The organism is Paludisphaera rhizosphaerae (genome assembly GCF_011065895.1).
Lineage (GTDB): Bacteria > Planctomycetota > Planctomycetia > Isosphaerales > Isosphaeraceae > Paludisphaera > Paludisphaera rhizosphaerae.
The window spans coordinates 122,141-140,807 of record NZ_JAALCR010000006.1; the positions used below are offsets into that span (position 1 = coordinate 122,141).

Annotated in this window: 20 protein-coding genes; 7 read left to right on the forward strand and 13 right to left on the reverse strand. The window is 65.5% G+C overall.

Features of this window, described 5'->3' with window-relative positions; genetic code table 11:
* The first annotated feature begins 109 nt into the window (after window positions 1–109).
* The 4 genes from G5C50_RS33180 (at window position 110) to G5C50_RS09480 (ending at window position 5,567) form a co-directional block, all read left to right on the forward strand.
* Window positions 110–511 (forward strand): endonuclease domain-containing protein, encoded by a 402-nt coding sequence (locus tag G5C50_RS33180; RefSeq protein ID WP_165068222.1) that lies wholly within the window; start codon window positions 110–112, stop codon window positions 509–511.
* 135 nt (window positions 512–646) lie between these two features.
* Window positions 647–2,653 (forward strand): hypothetical protein, encoded by a 2,007-nt coding sequence (locus G5C50_RS09470; protein ID WP_165068225.1) that lies wholly within the window; start codon window positions 647–649, stop codon window positions 2,651–2,653.
* Between the two features lie 35 nt (window positions 2,654–2,688).
* Window positions 2,689–4,113 (forward strand): glycosyltransferase family 87 protein, encoded by a 1,425-nt coding sequence (locus G5C50_RS09475; protein WP_165068228.1) that lies wholly within the window; start codon window positions 2,689–2,691, stop codon window positions 4,111–4,113.
* Window positions 4,114–4,565: 452 nt separating this feature from the next.
* Window positions 4,566–5,567: an Ig-like domain-containing protein gene (locus G5C50_RS09480; RefSeq protein WP_165068231.1), complete on the forward strand. Its 1,002-nt coding sequence runs from the start codon at window positions 4,566–4,568 to the stop codon at window positions 5,565–5,567.
* Between the two features lie 27 nt (window positions 5,568–5,594).
* Here the strand turns inward: G5C50_RS09480 and queG are convergent, their stop codons facing one another.
* From queG to G5C50_RS09500, 4 genes are all read right to left on the reverse strand, one after another.
* Window positions 5,595–6,680 (reverse strand): tRNA epoxyqueuosine(34) reductase QueG, encoded by a 1,086-nt coding sequence (queG, locus tag G5C50_RS09485; RefSeq protein WP_165068234.1) that lies wholly within the window; start codon window positions 6,678–6,680, stop codon window positions 5,595–5,597.
* Window positions 6,681–6,739: 59 nt separating this feature from the next.
* Complete coding sequence (locus tag G5C50_RS09490; protein WP_165068237.1) at window positions 6,740–7,099, reverse strand: hypothetical protein; 360 nt, start codon at window positions 7,097–7,099, stop codon at window positions 6,740–6,742.
* Window positions 7,100–7,157: 58 nt separating this feature from the next.
* Window positions 7,158–8,072 (reverse strand): methylenetetrahydrofolate reductase [NAD(P)H], encoded by a 915-nt coding sequence (gene metF / locus G5C50_RS09495; RefSeq protein ID WP_165068239.1) that lies wholly within the window; start codon window positions 8,070–8,072, stop codon window positions 7,158–7,160.
* Between the two features lie 101 nt (window positions 8,073–8,173).
* Window positions 8,174–9,511 (reverse strand): TAXI family TRAP transporter solute-binding subunit, encoded by a 1,338-nt coding sequence (locus G5C50_RS09500; protein WP_165068242.1) that lies wholly within the window; start codon window positions 9,509–9,511, stop codon window positions 8,174–8,176.
* 221 nt (window positions 9,512–9,732) lie between these two features.
* Here G5C50_RS09500 and G5C50_RS09505 point away from each other — a divergent pair, with 221 nt between their 5' ends.
* From G5C50_RS09505 to G5C50_RS09515, 3 genes are all read left to right on the forward strand, one after another.
* A complete protein-coding gene (locus tag G5C50_RS09505; RefSeq protein ID WP_165068245.1) occupies window positions 9,733–10,584 on the forward strand; it encodes a transglutaminase family protein in 852 nt (283 codons plus the stop codon).
* Between the two features lie 379 nt (window positions 10,585–10,963).
* Complete coding sequence (locus G5C50_RS09510) at window positions 10,964–11,938, forward strand: hypothetical protein (protein ID WP_165068248.1); 975 nt, start codon at window positions 10,964–10,966, stop codon at window positions 11,936–11,938.
* A gap of 139 nt (window positions 11,939–12,077) precedes the next feature.
* Window positions 12,078–12,704 carry a restriction endonuclease gene (locus G5C50_RS09515; protein ID WP_165068250.1) on the forward strand — a complete coding sequence of 209 codons (627 nt, stop codon included), beginning with the start codon at window positions 12,078–12,080 and terminating at the stop codon, window positions 12,702–12,704.
* On the opposite strand, the gene G5C50_RS09520 is transcribed toward G5C50_RS09515, so the two are convergent.
* The 9 genes from G5C50_RS09520 to G5C50_RS09560 all read right to left on the reverse strand — a co-directional run bounded on the left by G5C50_RS09520 (window position 12,701) and on the right by G5C50_RS09560 (window position 18,667).
* The gene (locus G5C50_RS09520) at window positions 12,701–13,048 is read right to left on the reverse strand and encodes a hypothetical protein (RefSeq protein WP_165068252.1); all 348 of its coding nucleotides are present in this window, start codon (window positions 13,046–13,048) and stop codon (window positions 12,701–12,703) included. The genes G5C50_RS09515 and G5C50_RS09520 overlap by 4 nt on opposite strands.
* A gap of 7 nt (window positions 13,049–13,055) precedes the next feature.
* Window positions 13,056–13,994, reverse strand: coding sequence for a carboxypeptidase-like regulatory domain-containing protein (locus G5C50_RS09525; protein ID WP_165068254.1), 939 nt, complete (start codon window positions 13,992–13,994; stop codon window positions 13,056–13,058).
* A 10-nt stretch (window positions 13,995–14,004) separates the two neighbouring features.
* Window positions 14,005–14,376 (reverse strand): hypothetical protein, encoded by a 372-nt coding sequence (locus G5C50_RS09530; RefSeq protein ID WP_165068257.1) that lies wholly within the window; start codon window positions 14,374–14,376, stop codon window positions 14,005–14,007.
* Window positions 14,376–15,332 carry a hypothetical protein gene (locus G5C50_RS09535; protein ID WP_165068259.1) on the reverse strand — a complete coding sequence of 319 codons (957 nt, stop codon included), beginning with the start codon at window positions 15,330–15,332 and terminating at the stop codon, window positions 14,376–14,378. Before G5C50_RS09535 ends, G5C50_RS09530 begins: the two co-directional genes overlap by 1 nt.
* A gap of 12 nt (window positions 15,333–15,344) precedes the next feature.
* The gene (locus tag G5C50_RS09540; RefSeq protein WP_165068261.1) at window positions 15,345–17,135 is read right to left on the reverse strand and encodes a hypothetical protein; all 1,791 of its coding nucleotides are present in this window, start codon (window positions 17,133–17,135) and stop codon (window positions 15,345–15,347) included.
* Between the two features lie 4 nt (window positions 17,136–17,139).
* Entirely contained in the window at window positions 17,140–17,571 is a 432-nt protein-coding gene (locus G5C50_RS09545; protein ID WP_165068264.1) for an HK97-gp10 family putative phage morphogenesis protein, read from the reverse strand.
* 3 nt (window positions 17,572–17,574) lie between these two features.
* A complete protein-coding gene (locus G5C50_RS09550; protein WP_165068266.1) occupies window positions 17,575–17,835 on the reverse strand; it encodes a hypothetical protein in 261 nt (86 codons plus the stop codon).
* 68 nt (window positions 17,836–17,903) lie between these two features.
* Window positions 17,904–18,239: a hypothetical protein gene (locus G5C50_RS09555; protein WP_165068269.1), complete on the reverse strand. Its 336-nt coding sequence runs from the start codon at window positions 18,237–18,239 to the stop codon at window positions 17,904–17,906.
* Window positions 18,240–18,241: 2 nt separating this feature from the next.
* The gene (locus tag G5C50_RS09560) at window positions 18,242–18,667 is read right to left on the reverse strand and encodes a phage tail tube protein (protein ID WP_165068272.1); all 426 of its coding nucleotides are present in this window, start codon (window positions 18,665–18,667) and stop codon (window positions 18,242–18,244) included.

Consider the following 18,667-nt stretch of genomic DNA (forward strand, 5'->3'; position numbering starts at 1 on the left):
CCCGGGAGAAGGTGGCCGGTACGGCCGGATGAGGGTTGTAGCGTTTCAAGGCAGCCGATGATTTCGAGGATCCTTCCCGTCTACTTCGACCGGATGAGCAGGCGATCGCATGAACGATGACGGCCCTTCGAGGAATGGGAAAAAGCCGCGGCTTGATCCCGAACTGAAGCGGCGGGCGAAGATGAATCGCAGGGAGCCGACAGCGCCCGAGCGGCTGCTTTGGCAAGTCTTGCGCGGGGGGCGTCTCCGTGGGACGAAGTTCCGCCGTCAGGTCGTAATCGAGCCTTATGTAGTCGACTTTTTCTGTCACGAATCAAGGTTGGCTGTGGAGGTTGACGGCGAGAGCCACGCTGATCGAGGCGAGGCCGATTTGACCCGTCAGCGGTGGCTGGAAGCCCAGGGGATTCGCGTGCTTCGAGTCGGGAACGACGACGTGTTGAAGGATATGGAAACTGTGGTTGAAGCGATCCTTCTCGCTTTGGATCGAGCAAAGGCGCTAGGGAGCGGTTGAGTCTCCAGTGAGCCAGGGAGGCTTTTGCGAGCCCCTCATGCCCTCCGAACTCCGACGACCCTCATCCGGCCGTACCGGCCACCTTCTCCCGGGGGGAGAAGGCGAGGAGGGTGTCTCCGATGTGAGAATATGGCGATGAGCGACGATGATTCCATACCCTTCGCCGACGAGCCGCGCGAGGAGATCCCACGAGGCGCGGCGACGATGGATGCGGAGAAACCGCCGGCGCGTTGGTGTCGCTTCATCCCGTTCGTGCTGATCCTGGCGGCGGGGTTGGGACACGGGTGGGCGATCTGGCGGGGGATGGGGGGCGCGGCAGGGATCGGCGACGAGTGGGTTCCGTGGCGGGACGACCACCCGCTGTATTTCCACTCGGCGCTGGTGACGCGGGCGTTCCTGTCGCAGTCGTGGACCACTGCGGGGTACGACCCGTCGTTCATGGCGGGATATCCCAAGAGCGTCGTCTTCCCAGCGTCGTCGACGCTCCCCGAGGTCTTCGTCTGGGCGTTCGGCAGCGATCGGCCGGAGCGGGCGTTCAAGATCTACATCCTGCTCGCGGCGGCTGCTGCGCCTTGGCTCGTGGCGATCGCGGCGTGGGTCTTCGGAATGAGTCGCGTCGGTGTGGCGGCGGCCGTGCTGCTGTTCGTGGGGTACGTCTGGACCGACTGGCCGATCAACTACGTCGGCTACGGGATGCTCCCGTATTTCGTCGCCGCGCCGATGTGCCTGATCGCCGCGGGGTTGTTCGGTCGGTTCGTGGACGAGGGGGGCTTCGGCCGATGGCTGGCGGCGGCCCTGACGTGCTCGGCGGCCTTCCTCATGCACCTGACCGCCGGCATGGTCGTCGCGCCGGCGGGGGTGGCGGCTTATCTGGGCGTCTGGTGGTCGCGTCGGCGTCGCGGCGAGAGCCTCCCCGCGACGCGTCATCTGGGCGTCTGGGCGGTGCCGGTGGTCGTTCTGGCGCTCAACGCCTTTTGGTGGTCCCCTGCCCTGTGGCTGTCATCGACCAAGGGGGAGAGCGCCTTCGCGTTCGTCCATCCGGAGGGGTCGCTGGCGAGGATCACACAACTCTTCACCAGCGAGGCCCCGGCCGAGTTGATCCTGATCGGCCTGGGACTGCCGGGGTTGGTTCTGCTTGCGAAGAAAGGCCTGGGCCGAGGGCTCGCGCTGGCGGGGCTCGCGGCGGCCGGATGGTTCTGGGCGTACACGGCGGCCGACGTCCGGGCGCTCGACTTCCTCCAACCGGGCCGGCACACGTTTGCGCTGTACTCCGCGCTGGCCGTTGCGTCGGGCGCGGCGATCGCGGCCGGGCTGGCGCGGCTTCGGCCTAAGCCCGGCGCAAAGGGCTCCGAGGCCGTCCGGCTCGACCGCTGGGCCCTGGTCGCCGCGATCCTGATCGGGATGCGGATTCTCGGGACGCCGACGTGGGCGTCGATCCGGGCTCGCGCCCTGAGTGCGCCGGCGACCTTCCTATCCAGCCGGCCGCCGCCTCGGTTTTTCTGGATCCTCCAGCACTTTCGCGACTTCGTGAAGCCCGGCGATCGGGTTTTCTACGAGGAAGGCGGCGAGGAGGTGCCAGGCGTCCCCGACCCCTTCGCCGGCGGTCGGTTCAGCGGGCTGCTGGCCTGGAAGTCGGGGGCCGAGTTGATCGGCGGGCCTTACCTCAAGTCGGCGGTGAAGACCAACTTCACCCAGTTCGGCGCTGGCAAGTTGTTCGGCAAAACGGACTGGGACCGGGCCTTCTTCGAGAAGTACGCCCGACTGTATCGGCCGTCGTTCATCGTCTGCTGGAGCCCGCACGCCCGGCGGTTCTGTCGCGATAATCCCGAGTTGATCTCGGTTCTAGACGACGACGGCACCGTGTTGTTCGGGCGAGTGGCGGGGTTTGGGGGAGATGCGATCCGGGGGGCGGCGGAGGTCGAGGCGACGCCAGGCAGGCTAGTGGTTCGGGAGTTGACCCCCGATCTTGACGGTTCCGTCGTCCTGCGGTATCACTCCGTCCCGAGCCTTCGGGCCCAGCCGGCCGCGTCGGTCGACGAGGAAATGGTGGAGGGTGATCCGGTTCCATTCATCCGGATCAAGCCCGCCGCGGGTGTATCCGAGGTGACGCTGGAGATGGCGTCGCCCTGGCGAAACCGCTAGCCTCGGGCCGACGAGAGGGAAGAATCCAGACCGAGATGAAGCGCACGTCGCTTGCGGATACGTCCCGCGCGGCCTTCTCCAGGGAGGGAGTAGCTGTGCCTGAGATCGACGCCCCACCCGAGGGCCGCGCCGTCGGACGATACCAGCAGCCTTTCTTCTGGGGCCTCTGGGCGGCCGTCATCTTAACGGCGGCGGCCTTCTACTATCCCAAGGCGGCCGACTCTCGCAGCGCCTTTGTGCGCTGGCAGCCCCAGGTGCTGCAATTCTGGACCGGGACGAACATCTACGACCGGATGTACTTCCCGAACCCGCCGATCATGCCCATTACGCTCTATCCGCTGATGACCCTTCCCCCGGTCGCGGCGGCGATGAGCTGGTTCCTCATCAAGGCGGCCCTGACGTCGGTCGCGCTTTTGATTCTCTTCAACGCCGTCCGCGTGCGGGGCAAGCCGCTGCCGCCGTTCTTTCAGACGGCCGTGCTGGTGCTCTCGCTGCGCCCGATCCTGGGCGACCTCCACCACGGCAACATCAACCTGCTGATTCTCTTCTTCCTGGCGGTGATGTTCTACGCCTGGCGGACGGGTCGGGATCGCTTGACGGGGCTGATGCTGGGGTTGGCGATCTCGTTCAAGGTGACCCCCGCGCTGTTCTTGCCGTACTTCGTCTACAAACGGTCCTGGCGGGCCGTGGGGTGGACGTTCGCAGGGCTCGTGTTGTTCCTGCTGGTCGTCCCCAGCGTCGTCGTCGGCCCCCAGTTCAACAAGCTCTGCCTGACGACGTGGTGCCAGCGGATCGTCACGCCGTTCATCGTCGAGGGGAACGCCAGTCCGCAGGAACAGAACCAGTCGATGGTCGGGGTTTTGACTCGGCTGCTGACCGAGATTCCGCCGGGGACGAACCGCTACGACGTCCAGAACGACCTCAACATTGCGTCGCTGCCGCCGGGACTGGTGGGGATCCTTGTGAAGGCGGTGAGCGTCGGCTGCGTCGCCTTGCTGGCGTTCTTCTGCCGATCGAAGAATCCCGATCGCAAGACCCTCGCGTACCTCGGCGAGGTCTCGCTGGTGGTCCTGACGATGTTGTTCCTGTCGGAGCGGAGCTGGAAGCACCACTTCGTCACGCTCGTCTTCCCGTTCACCTATCTAATGTCCGAGCTGTTCTCCCCGCGAACTTCCCCGAAGGCCCGCTGGGGCGTCTTCATGGCGCTGGCGGCCTCCTTCTTCTTGATGGCCAGCACGTCCCCCGAATTCGGCGGCCTGTTCGCGCACGGCAAGGGACACGAGATCGCCCAGGGCTACGGCATGTTCCTGTGGGCGGCCGTCGTGCTGTTCATCGCCGTCGCCTGGAGGCTGCGCGTCGGCGAGGGCGTGCCGATCGACACAGAACCGGCGGCGGAAAGCCCCTCTTCCGCGGTCCCCGCTCCGAAATTCGCCGCGCATCGGGATCTTGCGGCACGCTGATTCGGTTTGACGAATCGCTAACCCCGACAACATCGACTCCGCGTCCCCCGCTGGACAAGTGGCGTGGGACGCTTTGTCGCGACCGCTCGCATTTCGCAGACTTCGGCACATCATTGCCAAGCTTCGTTATTCATGTCGTCGCCTTGCGCCCGGCTTTTTCGATTGAAGATATAACCGCCCCTCATGGATGAGCGGGCGTGACTTCGTTGACTGGGTTGGATTTAACGATTTTCACGAATTTCTCGATTCCGCTGAAGATTCGGGTCGAGGCGTGCCGATCTAAGCAGACATCAACGGCCGTGTCGTGCGCCCTGTTCTGGGCCGCGGCGGGGCTGTGCGACCGACCGAGTCAGATGCGAACTCGAACGACCGCCGGCGCGAGGCGGGGCGGAACGACCCTGGATGCGAAGGGGCGGCCGTCGAACGCGACGCCGGGCAAGGAGGCCCTCGGGATGAACGATTCACGGGAACGGCATCAGAACCGTCGCAAGCCCGCTCTGGGCGTGGACTCGCTGGAAGACCGCCGCCTCATGAGCGCGGACATGGGGAGCACCTTCGCCATCGTCCCCGGCGAGGTGACGACCGCCGGCGCCAAGTCGACGGTCGAGGTGAAGATCGACCCTGCCTACTTCACGGGGGCGAAGCGGACCGGTCGGATCGTCATGGGCATCGACGTGGCCGCCGACCCTAACGCGACCGTCAAGCCGCAGATCGTCTCGATCGAGTCTGGCAACGGCCGCAAGGTGTCGGTGCAGCATGCGAAGTACGCGAATACGCTGGTCAAGTCGCAGGGGCTGCTGTCGGCCCAGAGCACGGCCGTGACGTTCACCGCCCAGGTGCCGAAGGCCGGCCAGGCCCCCATGACGTACAAGGTCGACGTCAAGGGGCTCACCGACGCGACCGGCAAGTACTTGCTGGGCTTCTATCTCCCCGGCGACGTCGACGGAGACGGCAAGGTCACGAGCACCGACATCAAGTCGATCGCTTCAGAACTCGGTCTGAAATCGACCGACAAAGGTTACTCGTTCGACGCCGACGCCAATCGCGACGGCAAGATCGACGTCAAGGACCTTCGCATCGCCAGCCAGAACCTCGACACGTCGACGATCGTCAGCCCGGTCGCGAGCGTCAACCTCGACCCGGCCAGCGACGTGGGCATCTCCGACCGCATCACCAACCTGCGGACCGTCAAGTTCAACGGGACGGCCACCCCCAACGCCACGGTCACCTTCACCGAGGCCAACGGCAATTCGCCGGGCGGCACGACCACCGTCGGCGCCGACGGAAATTACAGCATCAACGTCCCTCTCGGCGACGGCTCGAACACCTTCAAGGTGAGCACGGCCGACGCCTTCGGCCAGACGATCTCGGGCACGATTTCGCCCGTAACCTACAGCGTCAACCCGCCGACGGTCACCAACACGGTTCCGTCCGCCTCCGACGCCAAGGCCTGATTTTCTCGGCCGTCCTCGGTTCGCGATTCAGCCGGCCGCCCCATCATTCGGGGCGGCCGGTTCGCGTTTTTCCGCGTCTCCGGTCAACTTCCGCAGCGCCCACGCGGCGGCCTCGCGGACCGTGGGATGTTCGTCGGGATCGTCGCGTTGGGCCATCAGCGCGGGGATCGCATCGACCCTGCCCGAAGACCCCAGCAACAGCGCCGCGTTCCTGAGCAGCCCGACCCTCCCGGCCCGTGACATGGCCGAGCCGCGAAGAGCGCGTTTCCAGTCCCCCTTCGATCGGGTAAGCCACTCGATCAGGTCGGGCGATTCCCACTCCGGGCGCGGGGCGAGTTCAGGGAGAAGCCCCGGCGGGGCCTTACGGTTCCACGGGCAGACGTCCTGGCAGACGTCGCAGCCAAAGGCCCAGCCGTCGAGGTTTTCGGCTGGCTCGTCGGGGATTGGCCCCTTGTGCTCGATGGTCCAGTAGCTGATGCACTTGCGGGCGTCCAACCGGAAGGGCCCGTCGAACGCGTCCGTCGGGCAGGCTTCGAGGCATCGCGTGCAGGTGCCGCAGTGGGACGTCGCGTGGGGCGGGTCGGGCTCCAGTTCGAGGTCCGTCAGCACGGCCCCAAGGAACGTAAAGCTCCCCAGCCGGCGGTCGATCAGCATCGTGTTCTTGCCGATCCAGCCCAGCCCGGCGAGCCTGGCGAAACCACGCTCCAGCAGCGGCGCCGTGTCCACCACCGCCCGCGCCGAGGCTTCGGGAGCCTCGGCCTTGAGCCATTCAATCAGCGTCTCCAACCGCCCGCGGACGACCTGGTGATAGTCGGTCCCGCGCGCGTACCTCGCGATTTTGCCGACCGCCGGGTACGTGGTCTTCGCACCGTAGACGACGCTGACCATCACGACCGACCGGACCCCTTCCAGGATCGAATCCGGGTGGGCGCGGGCCTGGGCGTACCGCCCCATGTACTCCATGCTGGCCGCATCCCCAGCGTCGAGCCATTCCCGGAACCGGTCATAATCCGGCGCATCCTGCGCACGAGCGATCCCAACGCGGTCAAACCCCAGGGCCCGCGCCCGTTCCTTCAGCCGGTGCGAGCAAGGGGCGGATGGGGAGGAACTCATAAAGCCCAGGTAGTCGATGATCTTCGTAGATCGGGGACATTGAGCGTCGGATTGCTGGGCTATGGAATCGCCCCATCCCGTCCGGAGGCGCCTTGGCTTTGCCAGACAGGTGAACGGGCGACGTCGCCTACCCAATCGCTCGCGGCGGCGAACGACATGAAGCCAAGGACGGCCAGCCAGAGTAAGGGGACAAGCCACCAGCCCGAGAGTCTGCGAGTCAGCACACCGAAGAGAACGACCAGGGCGATTTCCGCCAGCACGACGATCAAAGCCGAGCTGAAGCCGAGATAGAGGACGGCGTCCTTGATCCGGAAGACGTTGAACGGCTCGTCCTCGATGCTCTGGAGGATGAGAAGCCATGGAAGCGGCGAGACGGCCAGGATCAAGGCCGCCAGGCCCATGCGGAACCGCAAGGTCATCTGCGCCTCTCGATCGGGCGTTGGGCGGCTTGGAATACTCGGCGTGATGACGTGCGGTTCACGCCGGCCGGCGGGCGACCAGGGCCAGGGAGTCCTTGGCGCCGAGGTTCTCGTAGATCCGGCGAGTGGCGTCGGAGCGGTTGAGGGTGTAGAAGTGCAGGCCGCGCACCTGATTGTCCAGGAGGTCGCGGCATTGCTCGGTAGCCCAGTGGACGCCCACCTTGGAGACGGCCTCGTTGTCGGCGCAACGGTCGATGGCCCGCAGCAGCTTGGCGGGGACGCGGGCACCGAGGGCCAACTCGAACATCCGCATCATCGTCTCGCGCGAGGTGATCGGCATGATCCCGGCCAGGATCGGCACGCGGATCCCGGCCAGGTCGCAGCGCTCGCGGAAGTCGTAGAAATCGTCGTTGCAGAAGAAGAGCTGGGTGCAGATGTAATCCGCCCCGGCGTCGACCTTGCGCTTGAGGTTGTCCATCTCCTCGCGACGGTTGGGCGTGCCGGGATGCCCCTCGGGGAAGCCGGCGACCCCCACGCCGAAGCCCCGCGTATCGGACGCGGGACGCGAGCGGACGAAGCGGACGAGTTGCTCGGCGAACTGGAAGGCGTCGGCCTTGGGGTCGTAGTTTTCGAGCGTCCGGGGCGGGTCGCCACGGAGGGCCAGGATATTCTCGATGCCGGAGGAGGCGTAGCGCTCGAGGATGCCGGTGAGTTCGGGCTCGGAGTGGCAGACGCAGGTCAGGTGCGAGACGGCCGTCAGGTTCGTCTGCTGCTGGATCCGGACGATCAGGTCGTGAGTGCGCTCGCGGGTCGAGCCGCCGGCACCGTAGGTCACGGAGACGAACGACGGCTGCAGCTCCTGGAGCCGGGCGATGTTCTCGAACAGGTCGGCCGACGCCTTGTCGGTCTTCGGCGGGAAGAACTCGAAGCTGAAGGTCGTGGGGTTGGCGTCGAAGATGTCGAGAATGTGCATGGTCGCTCCGTGTCGATGCCCGCGCCGTCGTCCGAAGCCTCGGCGGAAACCCAGGATAACGCCGTGGTGAGGCTCGCGGCAAGGTCGGCCGTCGTCGAGCCTCAGTCGACGGTCGCCTCGGGGTCGCCGCCGCCGCCCTCCCGCAACTCGGCGAGGCGTCGCTGCAACATCCCCAGGTGCATCCGGAGGTGATAAAACTCCTCCATGTAGCTGAGCGGCACGTCCAACCAGACTACCTGATGCTCGATTCCTCGCAGCCGTTCGATCTGACGGTCGAGATCGTCGCCCGAGATCCCCGCCGCCAGCCGCTGGTCGACGTCGCGAAGGGCGGCGTACCAACGGTAGATCTTGCGGCGGGTCCGCCATCGGATCAGAGGCGGCGCCGCGCGGAAGAGGGGCATCGCCAGCATGACCAGCGGGATCAGCATCAACTTGGCGCGGTCGGCCATCGAGGCCACCCAGAACGGCAGCATTCTCTGGAGGACCGGCTGGCCCGACGTATAGAACCGCTGGGCGTCCTCGCCGACGGGGAGGTCGCAGTACGACGCGGAGGGGAATTCGCGCGGCTCGTTGAGGACGTCTCCCCCGCCGTGGATGCGCCGGGCGGCCGTCAGAAGAACTGGTACGAGTGCAGGGTGGAAGTCGGCGCGGACTGCCAGCATAGCCGTGGGGGCCAGCAGGGCGACGTCCTTCGCCGGCACGTCCTGGGCCAGGTCGACAATCCCCGCCGGCAGAGTCACCGGCGCAAGGAACCGGAACCGACGGCGATACGCCTCCTGGCGTTCGAAAGAGAAGAGCCGGACCCCGTCGTTGTCCAGCAGGGAACGGATTGAGTCGGCCTCGAAGGCGGCGACGAAGAAAGCGGCGTCAAGCTCGCCTTTGCGGAGGGCTTCGGCCGCATTGGCAGCGTCGTGGCGGAAGAGTTTGACTGTTGGGCCTGTTCCGGGCGAGTCCTCTCCTTCGACCAGTCCGTTGGCGGCGAGCATCTTCAGGGCCACGGCCTGCGTCCCACTGCCGTCCGCGCCGACGCCGATCCGAGCCCCCTTCAGGTCGCCCAGCCGTCCGACGGGTTTCTCGACGCGGTGGAAGAGCCAAAGGGGCTCACGGTACAGGCTCCCCAGGGCGAGTACCTTCTCTCCCTGCGCTCCGCCAGCAACTCCGCTCTGGACGATCGCCAACGAGACGCCGGACTTGTCGTCGCCGAGAAGCTTCAGGTTCTCGACCGAGCCGGCGGTGTCGCGGATTTCCAGCGTCAGGCCATCTCTGCGCAACTCCTCGGCGTATCGCTCGGCGAAGCGGTGGTACGCGCCGCCGCGACCGCCGCCGGCCATCACGAGCCGTCGCGGCGGCGGGGGCTCGACGAACATGACGTAGGTCGCGACCATCGCCGCCAGGCAGACGCCGACGACCCACAGCCACACTCCGAACCCTCGGGTCATGCGCCCTCGTCGCCGCTGCGACCCGCCCGGGCGGGTCGATTCCGCGTCAACCATCCGGAAGCACTCGATCAGGTGAGGAGGATTCTTCCCAGGCCCGCCCACCCAATCTTAACTGGGAACCCCCAGGACGGCACGAGGGCGCCGGGTATGATGATTGCGGGATCATCTGGCCCGACGTTCCTCTTCGCAGCCGCACGGACCAGTCCCAAGGCGAGCCCGTCATGAAGCGTATTCGAATCTCTCACCGCACTGAGTACCACTACCACGAGCCCGTGCGGTTCGGCCCCCATCGGGCCCTGCTCCGCCCTCGCGAGGGCCACGACCTCCACATCGCCCGCTCCACGCTGGCCGTCGAGCCCAACGCCGACGTCCGCTGGTATCGCGACGTCTACGGCAACTCGATCGCCATCCTCAACTTCCTCGAAACTGGAGAGACGCTCCGTCTGGTCAGCGAGGTCGACGTCGACCTGTACGAAAACCAGCCCATCGACTGCGTCGTCGATCCCGTCGCCCAGTGGTACCCCTTTCAGTACGACGCGGCCGAGCAGGTTGAGATCGTCCCCTATCGCCTGCCGACGTATCCCCACGACGGCCCGGCAGTGCAGCAGTGGCTTGGGGATCTCTACACGCCGGGGCGGTTGACCCTCACGGCCGACCTTCTTAACGGGCTCAACAACCTCGTTTACAGGTCGTTCCAGTACAACCGTCGCGAGGAGCCAGGCGTGCAGATCCCCTGTGAGACCCTTCGGCTGGGGACCGGATCGTGCCGTGACTACGCCGTCTTCATGATGGAGGCCGCCCGGCACCTGGGCTTCGCCGCGCGGTTCGTCACAGGTTACATCCAGATGGGCGAGGGCCAGCACGGAGCGACCCACGCCTGGACCGAGATCTACATCCCCGGCGCCGGCTGGCGCGGATTCGACCCGACCAACGATAAGCCCGCCGGCTCCGAGCATGTCTCCGTCGCCGTCTCACGCGATCACGAGAAGGCCTCACCCCTCTCTGGCTCGTGGTTCGGCCCCGCCGGCGCGTTCAATCGTTTGGACGTCTCCGTCCAGGTCTTCGAACTGTAGTGCTCTCGGTAAGTGAGCCTCATCATTGCCTCGATCGCGGTCATCGGATTCGAGTGATGGAGGCTGTGCGTCAGTAGTTCGCGCTCGTCCCGTCGATCCCTCTCGTGTGGAGTCGGTTCGGGCGCAAGTTGTTTCTGGTATTGGTCTTATGGGATTTTGCGTTGGTCGGTGGTTCTCCCGATTTTCTTCGATTTTGACACTAAACCCGAGCCTCGAACAGGGGTTTAGTACCACGAATAGTGCCAAGCTCGAGGGCGGTCGAACTACTCCCCCTGCCCCATCCGGCTCTCGATCTAGGCGCATCCCCCCATCCGCCCGCCCAACGTGGTATACCTCCTACAGTCCGAGCCCGCAGGCTACGCGATTCGAGGGGGTCGTCATGTTTCAGTGGATGTACAAGCACGCGCCCAACGGGTTTTGGTACAAGGTACGTCGGAGGTGGGACCTGTCCCGGCTCTGGCTACGCAACCGAAGGACCGGAATCTCGATCATCGCGGCGTTCCTCTTGATCGCCGGCCTTTGGGCGACTTCCCTTTATCTCTCGTTCCTTTCGTCGACGCACAGCTGGCCCCAGAAGCTCGAAGGAATGGGCCAGGTCGGCGACTCCTTCGGCGCGGTCAACTCCCTCTTTACGGGACTGACGCTCTTCTTCCTGGTATTCACGATCCACCTCCAACGCAAAGAGATCGTGGAGAACCGGAGGGCGCTGGCCGAGGCGAACCGCGATCAATACCTGGCTGCGAGACTAAATGCGTCTGCCGCCCTGCTTGAGGCTTACGATCGCGATGGCAGTCGCTCAGCTTCCGAGGATGGGGTCTCGGGTCGCTACGCTAAGTGGGAGCGGGCCAGGCTTCGTCAGACGATCCGGTTGCTCGAGTGCGAGGCCAAGATCCACGTCTCGGGACGCTGGACGCAAGACCACGAAGTCGCATCGCTACTAATGCTTATTCGGGACATGTATCTTATGTGCTCGCATGAACGCCATGAGATAATATCGGACTTGAAAAAGTCGCCTGGGCCGAAAGACGCGACCTCCCTGGGACTTCTGCGGGATCGGCTATTGAAGCTCTACAGAGAATGGTACAAAGCCGTCAACAACGAATTGCTTCTCTTGTCGCACCGGGACAGCATTCCTATGAGACAAACGGTCGTCCAGTTGATCGAGTATCAGAAGGAGTTCATCTCGGCCATAGAGGCCTTCGCTTCGCAGGCACCCTTGACGAGTCTGGAGGCCTTCGACGATGAGCCGGCCCATCGAGGCTTGAACAAGACCGTGAACGCGCTCCTGAGCGGGCCCTCATTTCTCCTGATCACCATGAGGGAGCGTGCGGAGGAAGCGATCAGGAACGGGTGATATCGACCAAGGCCCCGCCGAGTAGGTCTTCTTCCTCTCATCGTGTGATATGAGCGAAGGATTGTCGCCGTTCAATACAAGGCATGGTTAGCGTCTCCATCCAAGAGTTGGACCATTTTCCCCCATAGAGGCTTCGCAGATGACCCCCGAAGATCCCCAACAACACTCGCCTGTATTCACCGGCCGTCTCTCATATGGGCGCCGGTGGACAACCGTAGAAACGAACGCAATCTTTGACCCGGCAAGCATTTGGGTGATGCAGAGCATCATCGTACCCGGCGAACAGACAAACGAAGGGGTCCTGATTGAATCGGTTACTCTTGTGTGGCGGGAGCTTGCTCGGCAACTGGCGGCCGACCCGTCGTTGGCTTTCCGAATTGATGCCCATGTTTGGGAAGGAATCGTGGCCGCAGCGTATAAGGCCGAGGGCTTCGACGAGGTGATCCTGACGCCAAGAAGCGGAGATTACGGCCGGGACGTCATCGCCATTAAAAAGGACTTCGGATCCATTCGTTTTATCGATCAGGTGAAGCGTTACAATCCCGAGAAGGTCATAGTCACCGCCGACGATGTCAGAGCGCTCGTGGGAGTGTTGCTGTCGGACTCGAAGGCCACGAAGGCCTTTGTCACCACCACCTCGGATTTTGCTCCGGGGATTATGACAGATCCTTTCATCTCGCAGCACATACCTTATCGCCTGGTTCTGCAGAACGGTTCTGCGCTGCGCGAGCGAATCAATAGACTCGCGGTGAGCGAACAGGCTTAACCGCCGACCTCCGCCTCCCCCCTCTCCAGACAGCCCAAGCACTCCCCGACCGTAACGTCCATCCCGAACTTGTTGCACCGCACCATCGACGAGCAACCGCAAGCCGGGTCTCCTGTGCGGGCCCTGCAGGACTGGACCTCGAGGAGTTGGTCGAGGGTCGGAGGCGAGTCCTCGACGCGGGCCGGCGCGGGCTCAAGCGGAGCCGGAGGCGGGGCCGCGCCCGAGGCGTGGCGGATCCAGTTGACGTCGGACGACAGGCCGCGAGCCGCCATCGTGCAGGCGAAGGCCGTCCCGGGCCGCTCGCCCACACACTGACCAGCAATCGGGCAATGCTCGCATTTCATCGCGTCGTCACCCCGAGATCGTTACGTCCATCGAGTAGGGGTTGCCGGTAAGCGGCGTCGGCGTCGGCGTGCAGACTCCGCCGGGAAGGGCGTCGGACGGCCCGAAGCCGGTCCCGCCGGCGAAGTGGAACGTCACGTTGAACGGCTCCAGCGAGTTGACCGTGAACCCGGTCGAGACGTCCGTTTTGAGGCCGGCTCCGCCCAGGCCGGTCCCCGAGCAGTTGCCCGGCACCCGCCAGTACCGGACCTTGTCCCGTGTGTAGTTGCCGGCGTACACGTCGGGCGGGCACGTCGCCCCGTTCCAGTAGCAGTAGCCGACGCACCAGTAGTAGCCCTGGGAGAGTTGCCAGCCGCCCGACGTCGACGACAGCGTGTACCATACGTAGATCGACCCGGTCCCGACCGTCTTCGGGCCGGCGATAGGAATGAACAGCCCGGTGTACGCGTCATAGCAGGTCATGCTCGCGACGCTGCTGCAGTCCGCCGCGTAGTTGTCGGCGTTGGGACGCAGCGAGCAGACGGTGAAGTCGCAGAGGGTCGACAGCGCGACCGACTGCGAGCCGCCGACGTCGGTCAGGGTCAGGCTTGTGGAGACCGGATAAGGCGTCGGCGTCGACGGCCCGAGCAGCGAACCGCAGCAGCGATAGCCGCTTGCGGCGAACAGTTGGACGCCTTGCGTGGTCGCCCCGGTGCAGCTTGAGAACGACCCAGAGGCCCCGTTGAACCTCCCGGATGGGTGGGTGACGGTATAGGTCCCCGAGGTCGCCCCATGGCCCAGCGTGACTTTCCCATCGGAGCCCGTCGTCCCGCTCGTGATGATGCCGCCGGTGCTGGTCATCGTGACCACGGCCCCGGGGAGCGGGTAATTGGAGCAACCAGTGATCGTCCACGTCCTCGAGCAGACGGGAGAGCATCCGCAGCAGTCGCCCGGGACGAGACCGATCATTGATACGACCTCATGAGCATGAGATGATGTTCAGCCACCACTGCCCGCAGATCCAGGCGAGGTTCACGGCTCTGCCAACTGGTATCGAGGACGCAAGGGTCTTGTCGTTCCAGACTTCGACAGGGTCGGTTTCGAGAGTCCACACCCCAGCGATCAAATAGGCGATCTTGGCCCGGCCGCTCGATGAAGGGCTTGCAAAGCTACCCGTTGGAATGGCCGTCGTCACCTGGGCCCGCACGATTGACGGAGTCCAGCCGGCCCCTCGACCCAGCGCAGAGTCGCCGGGGGGGCCCTTGCCGTCGAACCGGTCGACCAGCCGCTTGAGCTTGCGGGCCGACCCCTTGGTAAGGTTGACCGGCGTCGAATCGTCGTCCTTGGCCATCACGGGGTCCCCGCGCTGAAGAGGTCCGAGGGGAAGTCGAGGACGGAGAAATCGGCCTCAGGGTAGACGTCGAAGGACTTGTATACGGGATCGGCACCGACGGCTAACTTAGCGCCGGAGCCGTCGAGCGGAACCGGCGAGGAAACCGGGGCTCCCGTCTTATCGAGGATCTGCTTGTTGGGATTGCTCCCGTCCAACTCGCGGAACCCGCAGTCGAGGAGCCGAAGCGTCCAGCCAGGGAGCACGGTCACGTCGTCGCCGCCGTCGACAATGACGATCGGCTTTCGGATCGCGAAGACGTACGACGTATCCCACGCCCAGGAACTGGTGTCGGAGTTCCAGGTCCGGTCCGCCGTGATCGACCGGCAGAGCACGGAGCCCGCAGGCCACCCCAACCACTCGGCGTCGTTGACGTGCCACTCGAGGGCCTCGGCGATCGAGTCGTCGAAGGTCTTCTGGAGCCGGCCGATCTCGTACACGCGGACGGATGCCGGGATCGTCGGCGAGTCCTCGAAGGGATCGTCGGCGGAGTTGAGGACGGGATCCCCGTTACGATCATAGGCGACGGCGACCTCTTGCTCCTCGCCTCGGTTACGGAGAGAAGGGGGCTCGGCGAACGGGTCGCGGACGCCGGTGTCGGGGTCGACCGCTTCCTGGTTGCTCGAATAGCGGCCGAATCGGATCGTGGCCTTATACGTCCGCCCGTCCTCGGCCGTCGGCTGGACGTCGACGGCGAGGAGCTTGGCCCGGACGTCGGTCTCGAGGGCCGTCCCGGTGAGCGGGTAGCGGTAGGTCGCATTCCAGGCCAGGCCGGTCGCCTGCATGATCGCGAGCGGGCCCGGAGGCGGGTCGTCGACCTCAGCCTCGACCTGAACCTCGACCGTGTAGCTGAACCCGTCCTGCAGCGTCCAGCCGCCGGATGCGCCTCCGTAGATATCGGCAATCGTCAATGCCACGGCTCAGCCTCCTTACAGGTTGACGACCTCGACGACTACCGCCGCCGACTGCTTGGTCAGCCACTCGCCGAATTTCCGGCCGAGGTCGACCTGCGCCGCGACCATCTTGCCCGTGTTGTCCGCCGTGGCCTTGGCCGCTTTGGCCGAGTCGTCCTTGCCGACCCCGTACCGCGACTTGAGGACTATATCGGCCGCCTCCTTGGAGCCCGCGGCGTAGGCGCCGGCGAACCGGTCGCGGTCCTCCTTGGGCTTGTCCTCGACGGCCTTCTCCGCGGCCTTCTCGGCCGTCTTCTGCTCTTGCTGCCGTTGCGGTCCGGCGACCGCGAGGGGGGCCGTCCGCTGGGCCTCGAGCTTGGCTTTGGCCTCCTCGATCTCCTTGCGGGCTCTGGCCAGGTAGCCCTCCTCAGCCTTCCCGGAGGGCGAGAACATCGCGCTGAAAGCCTCCTGGGCCTTGGCCGCCGAACCCTTGGAGATCTGCTCGGCCTGCGAGGCGAACTCTCGGAGGTTGCCCGCGGCGGTCCTGGCCCACTGGCCGGCTCCAATCCGAGCCATCGCCTCGAGGACCGAGGCCAGCCCTGAGGCGACCTTGCCAACCCCCGACTGGATATAGCTGAACACCTCGAGGGCCGCCCCCTTGAGCGCGTACCAGGACTTGGTGACCAGGCCGACGGCTCCATTCCAGGCCGACGTCGCGACCCCGGCGACGTCGAGGCCGCCGAGGGCCTCGGCCATCGTCGACGAGATCCAGGTCGTGAGATCCTGCCAGGCCAGCGAGCCCGCCAGGAGGGCCGTGTTGACGGCCTGCAGGCCCAGGCCAAGGGCCGGAGCGACCGTCGAGCCGAGCGTCTCCCACAAGGTCTCGAGCCGCCCCCAGAGTTCGGCCATCTGGGCCGCGGTCCCGGTCGACTCCCGGTTGAGGGCCCCGGAATCTTTGGCCAGACCCTTTTGGATCAACGACATTCGCGCCTGGACCTTGGCCGCGTTGTCGAGGGCCTCGCCCTGCTTGACCAGGCCCAGCGTGAGAGCCTCGTTTTCGACGGACGCCTCGTCGATCAGGATGCCCCACTCCTTGAGGGGCTCGGCCTCGCCGGAGAGGCCGCTGCGGATCTTTTGCAAGGCCTGGTCCAGGGGGACGTCGCGGAACGCCGCGGCGTCGGCCGCCAACTGTGAGAGGCTGGTCGAGAGGGTCGCCGCGTCGGTCTGAGCGTAGCCCATACCCTGCAACATTCCGCCGAGGGCCGAGGCCCCGTCCAGAAACTCCTTGCGTGAGACTCCGAAGGCCTTATTCATATTTTCGGCCGTCGCAATCACTCCCGCGCCCGACTCGCCGAAGACCTGGTTGGTCTTGTTGTAGGTCTCCGTCAGGTGCGCGGCCTCGCCGGCCGCCTTGACGCCGAGAATGCCCCCGGCGACGACGGCCGCCGCCCCGACCTTGGCCAGCGACGAACCGACCGAAACGAGCGAGGTCTGGAGCTTGGAGGCGCCGACTTTCGCCACCCCCCATCCGATCCGGGCCAGCCCGCCCCCGGCCTGTCCCGCGCCGGAGCCGACCCTGGTCAACTGGATCGCGAGGGGGCCGAGGTTGCCCGTCCCTCCCTTGAAGGAGTCCCGAAGCAGGTATCCCATCGACTCGCCGGCGTCGGCGACCTTGGCCAACCCCTTCGCGATCGAGCGAGAGCCCGCGCCGAAGTCCTTGGAGACCGCCGACGACCAGGACTGGACCATTGTCGAGGCCTTGGCCAGGCCCTTGGCCAACTCGCCTGTGGAGGCTTTGAGATTGATAGCGATCGATCCGATCAGCATCTGATCACTCCTTGCCCAGGAGGCGGACCTGGTGCATGACCCCGGCGAGGATCAGCCGCTGGGCGATCTCTCGAGCTTTCGGGCCCTGGGCCGCGTAGGCCGGTGCCATGAACGGGTGACCGACGTGCGTCGAGTCGCCCAACTCGACGCGCGGCGCGTACCAGGCGCCCCCCTCGGCGGAGTCCTTGTCGACGCGCACGTCGAGCCCTACGACGCCCTTGCGCCTCACCTTGGGTTTGACCGCTCGCAGCTTGATCGACCGCTTGAGGGCCCCGGATTCCACGGGGGCGTTGGCCTTGGCCGCGGCGAGGACCGGCTTGAGGGCTTGGCGGATCGCCTGGCGGACGACTTTCTTGCCGATCGCCGGCTCCAGTTGCCGGAGCCGCCGGTCGATTTCCTCGATCCCCGTGACAATCGTCGCCTTGGACTTGGCCATCGGTCAGACCCTCCGATCCGAGACCCGGCCGCCCATCAGCCGAGCGAGGTAGTCGACCCCGTCCTCGGCGGAGAGGGGAGGTCCGACCGGCTTGGGTTGGGGCTTGGCCGGTCGCAAAATGAAGTCCTCGAGGGCGAGCTTGCGCTTGCCGTCGGAGTGGACCAGGGCCGTGATCCAGGATAGGTGGCCGAACAGCAGTTGCAGGTCGGGCAGGCCCTCGGCCTGGTGGTACTTGCACCAGGTCCGCCATTCATCGGCGGGCATCTGATCCAACTCCCACAGGCACTTGCCGAGGGCCAGGCCGAGGCGACATTTGAGCACCTCCTCGGCCGTCAGGCTTTTTTTTCGAGCGCCTCGACCTCGTCCTTGGTGAGGCGGTTGACCCGGGCCACGGCCTCCTGGACGCGCTGTAAGAACACGACGTCAAGCTCCTTGAGCTTGTCGAGGTCGGCGAGACCGAAAGCCAGCTTGCCGTTCTCGTCGCAGACCCCGGCGACGGCGAACCGCGCCAGGAAGTCCTCGAGGGCCGGCTTGTCGGCCATCCAAGCCTCGAAACGACCCAACTCGCCGGCGCTCATGGCGCGAACGTGGAGCGGACCGAAATCCTCGATCTCGACCCGCTCGACCTTGGGCTTGGGGCCCGCCAGGAAGGATTCGCGAATGCTCATGATTAGCTCCCGCTGACGGTCGTGATCACCACGGCGCCCGTGCATTTGATCGTGACGGAGACCTCGGTCACGTCCTCGACGCCGCCCGCCGACGGCGAAAAATCGGTCAAAAAGCCGTCGACCGTGAACAGGGTCGCCGGAGTCGTCGGAAAGCTGACCTGCCAGGACTTGACCACGGGGGCGTCGGCCAGGCCGGCGAGGTAGACCTGGTTCGCGTCGGCCGGATCCATCTGGATCGTGGCCGAGATCTCGCCGCCGTCGGGGATTCCGGGGCGGTAGGTCTTGCGGGTGCTCGAGAGATTCGTGGTCTCGATCGAGCCGACCGACGAGGACGGGCCGTCGATCGAGGTGATCTGGCCGAGAGCGGTGTAAGTGCCCGCCACCTTGGCCACAGAGAGCGTGGTCCCCTGTCCAATGTAGATCGACAT